Source organism: Lentzea pudingi, assembly GCF_014646255.1.
In the GTDB taxonomy this organism is placed as follows: Bacteria; Actinomycetota; Actinomycetes; order Mycobacteriales; family Pseudonocardiaceae; genus Lentzea; species Lentzea pudingi.
Genome location: NZ_BMNC01000002.1, coordinates 23,174 through 37,009, shown reverse-complemented (window position 1 = coordinate 37,009; position 13,836 = coordinate 23,174). Strand labels below are relative to the sequence as shown.

Here is a 13,836-nt window from a genome sequence, read left to right as displayed (position 1 = left end):
CCCGAGCCACCAGCGAGGCCAGCCGCCGCGTCGGCAACCCGCTTCGCAATCAGTCGCTCTGCGACCGCAAGCACCAAGCCGTCTTCGCTGTCAAGCGGCCGCTCCACGTCTCTGCTCCACAGCGTTGCCCGGCAACGGATTTCCACGCCACCCCAAGGCATGCAGCACCCACCTGCAAGCACCGGCAGCCCCATCTCGGTGCCAGCGATCGACCCCGGCCGCCAGCGACCCAATCCCTTCCAACGCAACAAGAGCAGCCGCCACCGACCTGAAAGGAGCCGCCATCTCACCCGCAAAGCCGCTACCTCGCCGACAGGGCCGCCATCTTGCTCTCGACCCGCGTCCTTGCTCGAGAACCGGCTCCCATAGAGCCGTGTCTCCCGTCGGATCACCGCTCCGGCTGAGTCGTCCTCGCTGGATCGCCTCTACCGCGCCGACGGTGCCGCCATCTCGCCCGCGAGCCTGCACACCACCCAAGAAGCCAGCACCTTTACGGAGCCGGTGTCTCCCGCCGGATCACCGTTCCGGCTGAGCCTGCCCCGCTGGCCCGCCCGTACCGCGCCGCCGGAGCGGCTATCTCGCCGACAGGGCCGCCATCTCACCCGCAAGCCGCCACCCCACCCCAGAATCCGGACCCTTCACCCCAGAATCCGGACCCCTCACCCCAGAATCCGGACCCCTCACAGACCCCGGCGCCTCCCATCAGACCACCACTCCGACCGTGCCCACCCGCTGGAGCACCATCTACCGAACCGGAGCCTTGACCCCCTTGCCCTTGGCCACAGCCTTGACCGCGATCCCCCGCTGACCCAAGAACCTCAACCGAGGCTCGTCGTAGTAGTTCCAAGGCCCAGCATCCGCCAACGCCCCCAAAGCCCGGAACTGCCCGACAGCCTCCTCGAACCGCTGCAGCTCAAGCAAAGCGTAGATCGCATACCCACGATCATTCCGGAGCGAATAAGTGTCAGCACCCTCATCCGCCAGCCGAACCAGCAAAGCGTCCAACGCCGACACGACCGCGGGCGACTTCCACACGTCCGGGGAGGTGCCCTCGGCCTCATAAGCGGCCTGCAGCGGCAAACCGAGGAGCTTGGGCGACTTGGCCGCCGCCTCGGCCGCGAACTCCAGGGCCAGCTCGTCGGACCCGTGCCACTTGCGGCACCAGTACTGCAGCGCCTGCGCGTGTCCGTTGTGGTGCAAAGGGTCGCGCTCCACCAGTTCCGCCCAGATCGCGCGGAACTCGTCGTGGTTCACCTGCAGGCCGCGGGCGAGCGTGAGCATCGTGTTCCACGGCGTCGGGTCGTCCGGCATCACGGCGGCGGCGACGCTTGCGGCCTCGCGGGCCTCGAACAGGACGCGGTGGAAGCCGTCGAACTGTTCGCGGGTGGTCTGGGACGACGTGCCACTGCCCCGGATCTCCCAGGCGAGGGAGACCAGCGACATCGAGTGCACGACGATCCAGTGCGGGTCACCTGGGCGGGCGGTCTGCCAGGCGTCCATCCAGGTGTCGTCCTTGGCGGCGAGGCCGGCCAGGGTCGAGACCACGCGCTGGCGGCGGTCCCAGTCGCCGTGGGTCGCGGTGACGAGGTCGGCGGCGTTCTCCCAGTTGCCGGCTCGGACGTCGTCCTTCACGGCGGCGAGGGCCAGGTCCTCCAGCGGCGAGGTGGCCGTCACCTCGGCGTCGGGGACGAGGCCGTAGCGCTCCGGGTGGGTTTTCGGCAGGACGAAGGAAGCGACCACGTCGGTGGGGAGTTCGTCGATCTCGACGCCCAGCCGCTTCGCCTCGCGCATGAGGCGGATGACGGTGATGAGTTCCTTGGGCTTGAACAGAAGTGAGAGCACCACGGGGTTTCTCCTGAACGCTCAGTGTGCGGGGCGGTAGTCGGGGGCCACTCCGGCGGTGGCGAGCGCGGTGCGCAGGGCCTCGGTGCTGCCGTGGTCGGCGACCGCGGCGTCCAGGTGTTCGGCCATGTCGAAGTCGTGAGAGGAGGTGACGAACGTGGTTCGTCCCAGCCAGTCCAGCTCCCAGCGGGCGAGGCCCGCGTCGGAGAAAGCCAGTGCCACCAACGCGGACAGCTCGGGCAGCACCTCGCCGCGGGCCATCTCGCGGCGGGCTCGGGCGCCCGCCTCCCGGTTGCCGGGTGTGTGAGTGCCGAGGCTGATGAGGTGGCCCGCGTCCAGTGCGTCGAGCACGGTCGTCAGCGACGGTGGCTGGTTCATCGCCGTGGCGGAGGCCTGAAGCAGCCGTTCGGTGCCTCGGACGACGCCGGCTCGGGCGCCGATGTGGCCGAGTGTGGCCCAGTCGACGCGTTCTTTCGTGGCAGCGTCGGACACGAGCGTGTTGAGCACGGCGGCGTCGAGCAACGGCATCGGGTCGGTGAGCAGTTCCTGTGCCGGGCGGTCGCCCCAGCCCTGCTCGGGTTCGAGGCCCAGGGCCTCGATCGCGGCGATGCGGTCCTGCAACGGCGGGTGCGAGTCGTACGGGCCGCGGTCCGGGGTTTGCGGGTGCTGGCGGATCTCCTCCAGCTCCTCGTGGAGTTCGGGGGAGGTGCGCAGGCGGGCGAAGCCGTCGAAGAACGTCGTGGGGAGGTAGCCGAGCTCCCACGCGACGGTCAGGTGGCGGTTGGTGAAGAGGTTCCACGCGGCATCGATCACCGGCAGTTCGCGCCATGCGGACGCGGCGGCGGACGAGCCGGCGAGCGTGGCGGCGAAGCGGTCGGCGGCGAACTCCTGGTGGCGGCTGATCGCCTGGGAGACACGGAGGTACAGCTTGGCGTAACCGCGGAACAGCTTCGCGATCATGCGCTGGAACCAGTGCTCGGTGTTCATGTGGGAACCGGCGCGCAGCATGGCGTCGCGGCCGGAGACCACGACGCCGGCGAGGCGCGTGTCCTTGTTGGCGTAGTGCCCGAGCTCGTGGGCGAGCACAGCGATGAGTTGCTTCTCGGTCAAGGAGGTGAGCAGAGGTGCGCCGATGAACATCCTGCGCTTGAGGACGCGCAGCCCGAGGAATCGGGTGTCCTCGGCGACTCCGGCGTTCACCGCGGCGAGGATCCGGATCTCGTCCGGCGGGCGGGTGCCGACGTCGGCGGCCAGGCGGCGGACGAGGTCCCAAAGCGCGGGCTGCTCCGCAGGCGTGACGAGGATGCCGGGCACCTCGTCCTGCGTGCGGCGCTCCAGCGAGATCAGGCCCTTGACCAGTGCGAACACCACCGGCACGACGAACAGCGCCAGCTTCAACCCGACGAACGGGCGCTCGATCAGGGCGTAGGTCTCCAGCGCGAGCAGGCCACAGACCAACCCGAGAGCGAGGACGTAGAAACCGACGAGCAGTGCCACCGAGATGGCAGCACGCAATGAAACACGCATGAGTAAAGCGACCTTCCCCCAAGCCCCCAGATGACGGCAGGACGAAGTGTGCACGAGAACCCGGTCACGACTCAATTCCGAAAGGAGGTGCGCCGGCCCGGCGGCGGCGTGTCAACCAGCCGATCGGCCAGTGCGGTACCCCTGCGGGATGACATCCGCACCCGCAGCTCCGGCCTCCAGAGGGAGGTGTGGTGACGCTCGGTGTCCCTACGGTCACTGACGCAACACCTCATCGAGCACTGGAGGTACCCAGTGAGAGCAGGACAGCGAGGTGCCCGTCGGGGGTTCACCGCGCTCGCGTTGTCGGCGGGCCTCGTCACCGCGGGAACGATCACGGGGACGACGGCCGTCGCGCACGCGGACGAGCAGCAGGCAGGGCGGGGTGACCGCAGCGTCACGCTGATCACCGGTGACCGGGTGGAGCTGGCGGGCGACCGCGTCGTGCGGTTCGTGCCGGGACCGGGGCGGGGCAGGCTGCCGGTGCGCACCTTCACGCGGGACGGGCATCGGCACGTGGTGCCCGCGGACGCGATCGCGTTGGTGGAGAACGGAAAGCTCGACCCGCGGTTGTTCGACGTGACGTCGCTGGCCGAGTTCGGCTACGACGACGCGCGGCGCAGCAGCATCCCTGTGATCGTGCGGCCGGCGGCGGGCGCGCGATCGGGCGGCATCAACGCCTTGGCGGCCAAGGAGGCCGTGGCCGGTCTGGTGACGGGCTCCGCCGAGAAGTCGGGCAGCGCCTGGGAGTCGCTGCGCGGTGGTGCGGTGGAGAAGGTGTGGCTCGACGGCGTCCGCAAGGTGTCGCTCGACCGCAGCACCAAGCAGATCGGTGCGCCGCAGGCGTGGCAGGCCGGTGTCACGGGCAAGGGCGTGAAGGTCGCGGTGCTCGACACGGGCGTCGACGAGAAGCACCCGGACCTGCAGGGCAAGCAGGTCGCCGAGAAGAACTTCACCGACTCGCCGGACAACACCGACGAGGTCGGGCACGGCACGCACGTCGCGTCGACGATCGCGAGCAGGGGCGAGCAGTACCGCGGTGTCGCGCCGGACGCCGAGATCCTCGACGGCAAGGTGTGCCAGCCGGGCGGTTGCCCGGACTCGGCGATCCTCGCGGGCATGCAGTGGGCGGCCGACCAGGGCGCCAGCGTCGTCAACATGAGTCTGGGAGGGGGTGACACACCGGAGATCGACCCGATCGAGGAGGCCGTCAACCGGATCTCCCGGGAGACCGGCGCGTTGTTCGTCGTCGCGGCGGGCAACTCCGGGCGCCCGGAGACGATCGGCTCGCCCGGCAGCGCCGAGTCCGCGCTGACCGTCGGGGCAGTGGACCGCAACGACGGCATCGCGCCGTTCTCCAGCCGTGGTCCGGCGGCGGACGGAGCGGTGAAGCCGGACGTCACCGCGCCCGGTGTGGGCATCGTGGCCGCCGAGGCCGGCACGCAGGGGCACGTCGCGATGGACGGCACGTCGATGGCGACGCCGCACGTGGCGGGTGTCGTCGCGCTGCTCAAGCAGCAGCACCCGGACTGGACCGGGTCGCGGCTCAAGGCGACGGTCATGGCTGCGGCCAAGGCGAACCCTTCGCTGACGGCGTTCGACCAGGGCGCCGGACGGGTCGACGTGCCGAGGATGTTGGAGCAGCAGGTGATCGCCGACCCGGCGAACATCAACTTCGGGCTGCAGCAGTGGCCGCACGACGACGACCAGAAGGTCGTGCGTGAGGTCACCTACCGCAACCCCGGCAAGGAGCCCGTCACGCTCGACCTGAGCGTGGACGTCAAGGGACCGGACGGCAAGCCCGCACCCGCGGGTCTGTTCACCGTGTCCCCGGCGGAGGTCACCGTTCCGGCCGGCGGCGAGGCGAAGGCCACGATCACGGCTGACACCAAGGCGAACGCGCCGGACGGTGCCTACAGCGGCGCGGTCGTCGCGTCGAACGGACCGCGCACGCTCGTCAGCGTCAACCGGGAGGTCGAGAGCTACGACACCGTTCTCGCCGTGCTCGGACCCGACGGCAACCCGGCCGAGGACCACAGCACGGTGTTCGTCGACACCAAGACCGGCAAGGCGTATCCGGGCAGGGGCGGGAACGTCCGACTGCCCAAGGGCGAGTACCTCGTCGACAGCTCCGTGGTCAGCGCGGACTTCAAGGTGGCGTTCGTGGTGCGGCCGAAGTTCGTGGTGGGCGGCAAGGGAACGATCACGCTCGACACGCGCACGGCCAAGCCGGTGGCGCTCCGGACACCTGACGCCGCGGCCAAGGGCATGATCGGCACCGTCGGCTACACCGCGCAGGTCGCCGGACGGCCCTTCGGCCACGGCTGGGCCTTCTTCGACGGTCTCGCGGGCCAGGTGTCCACCGCTCAGTTCGGGCCGGACACCCCGGGCTTCACGACGACGATCGCCGAGCAGTTCCAAGGCACGCCACGCGACGAGAAAACACCGGTCAGCTACCGCCTGATGTACACGGAAAAGGGCATGCCGACCGGCTACGAGCGGACGGCCGGGGCGAACGAGCTAGCCGAGATGACGTCGAGCTTCCGCAACGCGGGAGAGGGCCGCAAGCACGGCATCGCCGTGATGCCGAACCCGATCGACGGCAGCGGCGGCTTCGGCTGGTTCACGCAGGTGCCGGACGGCGGTCGCGCCGTCGATCTCGTCTCGACCGTGACCGGCAAGTGGGCCTGGATCTACGACCGGGTCGGCCCGGACAACAACAACGAGTACTCGACCGAGACGCCCGCGCGTTCCTTCAAGGGCGGCAAGAAGTACTCGCAGACGTTCGGCGCCGCGGTCCTCGGCCCGTCCGTCCCGTCGGCGCCGGGCTTCGGCCTCGCGAGGCTCGAGGACCAGATCGCGGTCAGGGTGCCGCTCCACACCGACCGCAACGGCGGCGAGGGCAGGGCCGGCACCGGTACCGCGAAGACCACGCTGTTCCACAACGGCACCAAGCTCGGCGAGTCGGACCGGCCCGCCGCGGTCTTCGACGTCCCGGCGGCGGAAGGCGCTTACCGGGCCGAGATGGAGCACAGCCGCGACACGGAGCTGTCGACGAAGGTGAGTGGCTCCTGGTCCTTCAAGGCCAAGCACACCACCGAGATCACGCACCTCCCGCTCACGGTGGTCCGCTTCCTGCCGAAGCTCGACGACGAGGACACCGCGCGCGGCCGCGTGCAACTGGTCCCGCTGGTGGTCGAGCAGGCCCAGAACACGCCGAAGGTCAAGCGCGTCACCGTCGAGGTGTCGTTCGACGACGGCGCGACCTGGAAGCAGGTGCGGGTCGCCGGCGACAAGGCGGTCGTGCAGCACCCGAAGAACGCGAAGTTCGCCTCACTGCGCGCCAAGACCACGGACGCGGCGGGCAACACGGGCGAGGTGACGATCATCCGCGCCTACAAGATCGCGAGCTGACCCCGCAGAACCGTCGGTTCTGCTGGACAGCAGGTACCTCAAAGGAAGGGCGTTGCGACAGAAGTGTTCAAGTGACTTCGGTCGGGAGCTGGGTGAGGCGCTCGGCTGGGTTGTCCCAGCCGAGCGCCTCGCCTGGGCGGTCGTTGGTCGAGCGGTGATGGTGACGGCCAGGGCGTCGCGGACGGTTGCGTCGAGCGCGGTGCACGATCACCACGTAGTTCCGCTCGTTCCGCTGAGAAATGTGATCAGGTTCCGGCCGCCACTGTCAGGCCCGCCGAACTGCACCAGAACTGTCAGACCTGCTGAGTAGCACCAGAACTGTCAGACCGGCTGAGTAGCACCAGAACTGTCAGACCCGCTGAGTAGCATCGGATTCGGGGGATCCACCCGCCGCCCACACAGGGCCCGGGAACCCCCGAATTCGAGCATACTCAGCGGGTCTGACACTTTTCAGCGCCTCAGGCCTGACCCAACAGGTCCGACGCTTTCAGCGCCTCAGGCATGACCCAACAGGCCTGACACCTCAGGCCCGCCGGTACTGCGCAGGCGACCCAGCCGTCGAAGGATCCTCGTAGCTCCCGGCCTTCCCCCGGTCGACGTGGAACGTCGTCAGCGTCGACACCGGGGAAGAAGCGTCCCGCCGGTCCCCGATCACCTTCATGTGCGTGGTGAACCGCTGGGGCGTCACCTCGTACACGTCATAGCCGTACCTGTTGCCCTCGAAGTACTTCAGGTGCGGGTTCGCCGCCCCCATCACCGGCCCGTTGACCGCGTTCCACTCCGGCGAGTAGGCCCCGGACGTGACCGAGTGCGCGGTGAACTCCGTGCCGATCACCGGTGACGACACGTCGTCGAAGTCCGGCCGGATGTCGTCCACGAACGCCGAGTGCCAGTCGCCGGTCAGCACCACGAAGTCTCGAAGGCCCTCGGCGGCGACGTGGCCGAGCACCTCGCGGCGTTCGGCCAGGAAGCCGTCCCACTGGTCGGTGAAGTAGTAGCCGCCGCCCCGGCGAGCCAGTTGGGACAGCATGATCGAGTTGATCCACACCTGCCACGCCTCGCGGGCGCCCGAGATGCCGTCCAGCAGCCACTGCTTCTGCGAAGCGCCCAGGATCGTGCCCGACGGCAGGTTCTGCGCGGAGCGGTACTGGCGCAGGTCCAGCACGGTCAGGTCGAGCAGGGAGCCCCACTCGCGGCGGCGGTGGATCTGCGGTTCGAGAGCGCTCCCAGAGCGGATCGGCAGGTGTTCGTACCAAGCCTGGTAGGCGGCGGCACGGCGTTTCACGAACGGTGCGGAGCCCTCGGTGCCGCTGTAGTCGTTGACGACCTCGTGGTCGTCCCAGGTCAAGAAGAAGGGGTGAGCGGCGTGGGCGTCGCGCAGGGACGGGTCGCCCTTGTACAGGGCGTGGCGGCGCCGGTAGTCCGCAAGGGACAGCACCGCGGGGCCCTCGTGATCACGCACGTGTGCGCCGCCGACCTGGCCGTGCTCGTAGATGTAGTCGCCCAGGTGCACGACGAAGTCCAGGTTCTCGGCCGCGATCCCGCGGTGTGCGGCGTAGAAGCCGTCGTGGAACGCCTGGCAGTTCGCCGTCGCGAAGCGCACCTTCGACACCGGGCCGACCGGGGCCGTGCGAGTGCGGCCGACGCGAGAACGCTTGCCCAGAGCCGAGAACTGGTAGTAGTAGGTGCGGCCGGGACGAAGTCCGTGCACGGGCACGTGCACGCTGTGCCCCAACAGGTTCGACGCGGCGACCTTCCCGCACGCCACGCGCGAACGCATCGTGCGATCCAGCGCGACGGCCCACTCGACCTCGACGATCTCGGGCAGCGGCTGCTCGAACGCGAGCGGCTCGGGAGCCAGGCGCGTCCACAGGATCACGCTGTCCGGCAACGGGTCCCCGGATCCGACGCCCAGGCAGAACGGCGCCGCGTCCCACGACGCGCCCAGGTCGAGAGCGGCCGCGTGGGCCTGCGCGGGGGACAGACCGGCCGACAGCGGCCACACCGTGCCGAGAGCACCGGCGGCGGCCGCGGCGCGGAGGAGATCACGTCGGTTCAGCATCAGCGGCCTCCGACCGTGAACGAGATGTTGTCCGCGTAGCCGTCGTTCGACGTGCCGCCGCCGGAACGGGTCAGTTGCAGCGTCACCACGGCGGTGCGGCTGCCCGGTGGCACGGTGCCGCGCGCCGACCGCTCGACGAGGCCGGTGCGGCCGGAACGTTCCTCGGCCGTCACCGGGCCGAGCACCACGAGACCGCGCGGGGTACCGCCGGCGTCGAGGAACTCCACGGACAGCCGGGCGCCGTCCTGTTGCGAGGCGTAGCCGCCGAGCCACGCGGACACGGCGAACTGAGACGAGCGGCGCGGCAACGTCACGCTCTGTCGAAGAGTGCTCAGTGGCGTGTCGCCGCCGCCGAAGAACGACGCGCCGCGCTCCGCCGGACCGGGATCACCGGGTCCCGGATACCCCTGCCCCGTGTCGTACCGCAGCACCACGGGGGCGCCTGCGACGACGAGCCAGCCGGTCAGGCCCTGCTCGGCGGCACCGTTGACGATGAGTTCGGTCATGCGACCGATCCGAGCAAGCCGGGATTTCCCTGGCGAGGCCCAGGGCGGAACGACACGTGAACGCAAGGCCACAAGGGGCTGGAGGGGCCTCACGAAGGCCTCACCACTGCCCCAGGAGGATGATGGTGACAGAACAGACCGTATGAGAAGGCCGACTGGGTAGTCGCCGGGGCGCGCGGATCGTATCCTGGAGGGTGACGTCCCCAGGGTGGGTCGTCCGCCGGGTTCGGCGGAAACCGAAAACACCCGGCGCCCGCGACCGCTGTGCCGGAGGAGGAACGATGCCACTCTCCGAGCACGAGCAGCGACTGCTCGACCAGATCGAGCGCGCGCTCTACGCCGAGGACCCGAAGTTCGCATCCACCGTACGGGGCGCCAAGTTGCGGCGGCCGTCCAAGCGACGCCGCGTGCAGGGCATCGTGTTGTTCGTGGTCGGCGTGGCCGCGCTCATCACCGGAGTGATGCTGCCGCAGCTCTCGATCGCCAGCATTCCCGTGGTGAGCGTCTTCGGCTTCCTGCTCATGTTCTTCGGTGCGCTCATCACCCTGACGACGCTTCGTCGTGGTGACCAGGTCGCCGAGGGAGCGCAGGAGGACGGCAAGCCAGCGCGCAGCCGCAGCTCGTTCTCCGAACGGATGGAAGAGCGCTTCCGCCGTCGCTTCGACGAAGAGCAGTAGACCCCGAGGAGCTTCACGACGAAGGGCCCGCCCCCGGCAGGGGAGCGGGCCCTTCGTCCGTGCGGGACCTACACCCCGACGGGCTCCCGGTCGGGAGCGTCCGCCACCGGTGCGGGCGCCGGCTTGAGCACCGACTTCGGGAACAGCTTCGCCTTCCACGACAGCGGCGCGTTCTGTCGCAACGACTGTCGCACCGCGGCCAGCGCTCCGGGCAACGACGGGTCGGCGGCCGGGTTCGGGCTGTACCAGGACCGCTCGATCGCCCCGATCACCGTCCGCAGGCCGTTCTTGCCCGCGTCGTCCAGGTTGTGCTCGCGCGCCAACCGGCGGGCGGCGACCCGGATCGTCTCGGCGGACGGCACGGGCGCGCCGCGGTCGATCGACTCCGCCATGAGCTCACCCCACGCCGCCGTGGCCGAACCGGGGCCGAGCGCCGTCACCGCGTGCAGGTGGTTGCGCCGTCGCACGGCACGGATCAGCAGCGGCGTGAACAGGATCCCGGCGAGCACCAGCACCACGCCGAGCCACCACGACAGCACCGCTGCCGCGAGCCCCGCGCCTATCAGCCACAGCCCGGCCACGGCCGGAATGAGCAGCTTGCGCGCCCACGTCATGCCCAGCAGCCCGGCGCCGATCACGCCGAGCAGCGCCAGCACCAGGAAGACCGACGACAACGCCGCCAGCACCAGCACGACGCCCAGCGCCCACAGGTGCCACGGGGGCGGGCCCGACTCCTGGGCCTGCGGCAGCCCCTGGTCGCCGTCCTCACCGTCGGGCGAGGCCGACGCCTGGGCCGAACCGGACTGCGAGGGCGCCACCGTGTTCGTGCTCGTCTCGGCGGTCGGCACCTCCTCCTGGCCCTGCGCGGTCTCGCGCAGGTACGGCGGCACGATGCCGCGGCCGTCGTTGACCGGGGTCGGGTCGAAGGTCATCCAGCCGTAGTTCGGGAAGAAGATCTCGACCCACGCGTGCGCGTCCTCGGTGCTGACCACGCGGTAGGAACCGTCCGCGGACGGGACGCCGGCGGTGAAGCCGATCGCCACGCGCGACGGCAGGCCCACCACGCGCGCCATCACGGCCATCGCGGAGGCGAACTGCTCGCAGTAGCCGACCTTGCTCCTGAGCACGAAGTCGCTCAGCGCGTCCGTGGTGATGTCGCCGCCGGTCTGGAGCTTGTACTCGAACCCGCTGGTGGGGCTGTTGAAGAACGCCGTGAGCGCGGCGGCCTTGTCGAAGTCGTTGGTGGCGCCCTCGACGGCCTTCTTCGCGGCGTCCACGACCTCCTGCTCGACCCCGTCGAACTTGTAGTACTCGCGGTCGACCGCGTTCGCCTGGGTCGGTGCCAGCCGCAGCGCCTGCTTCGTCGGCGTCGACATCACCGTGTCGATCTCGTACGGGTCCGGCTCGCGCTCCCGCTGGGTGTAGATCACGCCCTTCTTCGGGTCGAACTGGTAGTCGTCGTCCGGCGTCTGGATGCGGCGCACGGAGCCGTAGGTCGGCAGCCAGAAGCTCCGCCAGTCACGCGGCTCGATGTTGATCCGGGTCGTCTTGCCCTCGCCGCGGTCGCCCGGCTGCGGCGGAAGCTCACCACGCGCGGGCTGGCCGCCGGGAGGGGTGCCCCGCTCCCAGCCCTTGTTCGGCACGTACTGGGCGAGCGTCGACGCCCGCATGTACGTCGGGTCGGTCATGCCCCGCACGTAGAACACCTCGGCGCTGCGGCCGCGGTTGAGCATGCCGCGCAGCGACGTCATCTCGCTCAGCCCGATGCCGCCCTTGCCACCCCCGCCGCCACCGCTGCCGGGCAGCCTGCCGACCGTGCCGACGAGCGTGAAGCCCGCGCCGACGACCAGCGCGATCACCATCGCGATCGCCGCCACGGAGGTCGCGGACCCGCCGGACCCGCTCGCCGAACCGGAGCCGAGCCGGCCCCGCCACGCCTCGTGCCGGTGCTGACCGTCGACCGCGAGCAGCATCGCGAACGCCGCCGCGCCCAGGATGAACGTCCAGAACGGCAGCATCTCGTCGGCCAGCGACGCGGGGACCGCGAACACGCACAGCAGCACCAGGCCGGACGCCGCCGGGGCCGCCGCCGCGACGGCCAGCGTGTCGACCAGCACCGCGACCAGGCCGATCGCCAGCACCACGAGCGCCTGGATCGCCGGTGACGCGTGCACCGGCGGAACACCGGTCTGCACCTGCGCCACGGAGTCCGCGAGCACGTCGCCGAGCTCGCCCAGCGCGTCGGGACCGGGGATGAACAGGAAGATGCCCGACCGCGTGTGCAACGCCGTGAGCAGGCACAACAACACGAAGACCTGCGCGATCGCGACCAGCGGCGGGGTCAGCCGGGTCGCCCGCAGGAACGCGCCGGTCACGGTGATCGCGACGATCACCACGCCGATGCGCACCAGCCACAGGTCGCCCTCGATCACGCCGGACAGCGCGGTGGACGCGCAGAGCACGGCCAGCGCGGCGATCCACGGCGTCGCCGAGGTGAACCACTCGGGCTCGGTGCCCTTCGAGGTAGCGGAACGGGACCCCATCTCAGCCCACCTCCGTGCGGAACGACGAACCCCGGGTTCCCGCCGAGGCGCACAACTCCTGCCACACCTGCTGCATCGACGCGGACGGCTTCGCGATCGCCACGCCCCAGCCCGCCCCGGTCAGCAACCGCCGGGCGTCCTCGGGTTCGGGAGCGGCGCTGTCGGTGCCACCGCCCCACGCGTTCACGTCCAGCAGCACGGCCAGGCTGCGGGTGCCGCGCGGCCGGTACCGGACCAGCTCCTCCGCCGACGCGGGCGACAGGCCGCCCAGCACCGCGATGACCTCCTGGCCGGCGCCGGGGTCCATCCCGCCGCTGAGCTCGCGGCGGTGCGAGCCCTGCAACGCCGCGAGTGAGTCCAGCACCACGTGGTCGCTGTGCCCGCCGTCGGACGACCCGCCCGCGAGCACCCGCCCGTCCTCGGAGACCAGGCGCACCTGGTGGCCGAAGTGGTGCAGGTGCAGGCAGATCGACGCCGCGAACGAGATGGCCCACTCCAGTGACGCCGTGGGCCCGCTGCCGCGGTGCGCGTGCACCCGGTGGTCCAGCAGCACCGTCGTGCCGCCGCGCCACGGACGTTCCTCGACGCGCACCATCAGCTCGTCCCGGCGGGCCGTGGACCGCCAGTGGACCTTCCGCAGGTCGTCGCCCTGCCGATAGGGCCGCACGACCGCGTCGTCCTCACCCTGACCGGCACTCAGCCGCACCGAGCCGTCGTCACCCGCGCCCATGCCGGACCCGCCGGGCAGACCGGCCAGCCGCACGACGCGAGGCACCACGACCAGCCGGGAGCGGCCCGCGAGTTCGCGGTCGAACTCGGCCAGGCCGAACGGGTCGGTGATCCGCGCCATCAACGGCCCGACCTGCTGGATGCCGCGCATGACCGGCTTGAGCGGGTAGCGCAGCGAGGTCGGCGTGTTGCGGGGCAGCCGCTCCACCAGGAACCGCGGCCGCGCGCCCAGGGCGTACGGGACGGTGTCCTCCAGCATCAGCCCGCCCGTGGGCAGCCGGCCGGTGCTGCGCAGGTCGAGCTTCACCTCCGACGCGGCACCCACGGGCACGCGGCTCGGCGCGAGGTACCGGGCGGCGTGCAGCCCCACCCGAGCCCTCGTCGCGAGCCACGCGGCCAGCAGGGGCAGCGCGATCACGAAGGCGGCGACCCGCAACAGGTCGCGTTCGTTCAGCACCGCGGCGCACACTCCGGCGGCGAACCCCGCGGCCAGCAAGCATCTCCCGCGTGTGGTCAGACCGGACAGTGCGGTGCGCATC

At 70.6% G+C, this 13,836-nt stretch carries 8 protein-coding genes; 2 read left to right on the top strand and 6 right to left on the bottom strand.

Going from position 1 to position 13,836, the window contains the following annotated elements; all coding sequences use genetic code 11:
* Positions 1 to 744 precede the first annotated feature (744 nt).
* Both IEY88_RS05955 and IEY88_RS05950 read right to left on the bottom strand, forming a co-directional pair.
* A complete protein-coding gene (locus IEY88_RS05955) occupies positions 745 to 1,845 on the bottom strand; it encodes a DUF4034 domain-containing protein (protein ID WP_189153623.1) in 1,101 nt (366 codons plus the stop codon).
* An 18-nt stretch (positions 1,846 to 1,863) separates the two neighbouring features.
* Positions 1,864 to 3,369, bottom strand: coding sequence for a M48 family metalloprotease (locus IEY88_RS05950; protein ID WP_189153622.1), 1,506 nt, complete (start codon positions 3,367 to 3,369; stop codon positions 1,864 to 1,866).
* A gap of 252 nt (positions 3,370 to 3,621) precedes the next feature.
* Here IEY88_RS05950 and IEY88_RS05945 point away from each other — a divergent pair, with 252 nt between their 5' ends.
* The gene (locus IEY88_RS05945; RefSeq protein ID WP_189153621.1) at positions 3,622 to 6,780 is read left to right on the top strand and encodes a S8 family serine peptidase; all 3,159 of its coding nucleotides are present in this window, start codon (positions 3,622 to 3,624) and stop codon (positions 6,778 to 6,780) included.
* Between the two features lie 523 nt (positions 6,781 to 7,303).
* On the opposite strand, the gene IEY88_RS05940 is transcribed toward IEY88_RS05945, so the two are convergent.
* On the bottom strand, positions 7,304 to 8,842 hold the full coding sequence (locus tag IEY88_RS05940; RefSeq protein ID WP_229693135.1) for an alkaline phosphatase D family protein: 1,539 nt from the start codon (positions 8,840 to 8,842) through the stop codon (positions 7,304 to 7,306).
* The gene (locus IEY88_RS05935) at positions 8,842 to 9,348 is read right to left on the bottom strand and encodes a phosphoesterase (RefSeq protein WP_189153620.1); all 507 of its coding nucleotides are present in this window, start codon (positions 9,346 to 9,348) and stop codon (positions 8,842 to 8,844) included. The genes IEY88_RS05940 and IEY88_RS05935 overlap by 1 nt, the downstream gene beginning before the upstream one ends.
* Positions 9,349 to 9,629: 281 nt before the next feature.
* Here IEY88_RS05935 and IEY88_RS05930 point away from each other — a divergent pair, with 281 nt between their 5' ends.
* Entirely contained in the window at positions 9,630 to 10,025 is a 396-nt protein-coding gene (locus IEY88_RS05930; protein ID WP_090073948.1) for an SCO2097 family morphological protein, read from the top strand.
* A gap of 68 nt (positions 10,026 to 10,093) precedes the next feature.
* Here the strand turns inward: IEY88_RS05930 and IEY88_RS05925 are convergent, their stop codons facing one another.
* A complete protein-coding gene (locus IEY88_RS05925) occupies positions 10,094 to 12,568 on the bottom strand; it encodes a transglutaminase TgpA family protein (protein WP_189153619.1) in 2,475 nt (824 codons plus the stop codon).
* A gap of 1 nt (position 12,569) precedes the next feature.
* The gene (locus IEY88_RS05920; protein ID WP_189153618.1) at positions 12,570 to 13,835 is read right to left on the bottom strand and encodes a DUF58 domain-containing protein; all 1,266 of its coding nucleotides are present in this window, start codon (positions 13,833 to 13,835) and stop codon (positions 12,570 to 12,572) included.
* Position 13,836: the final 1 nt, after the last annotated feature.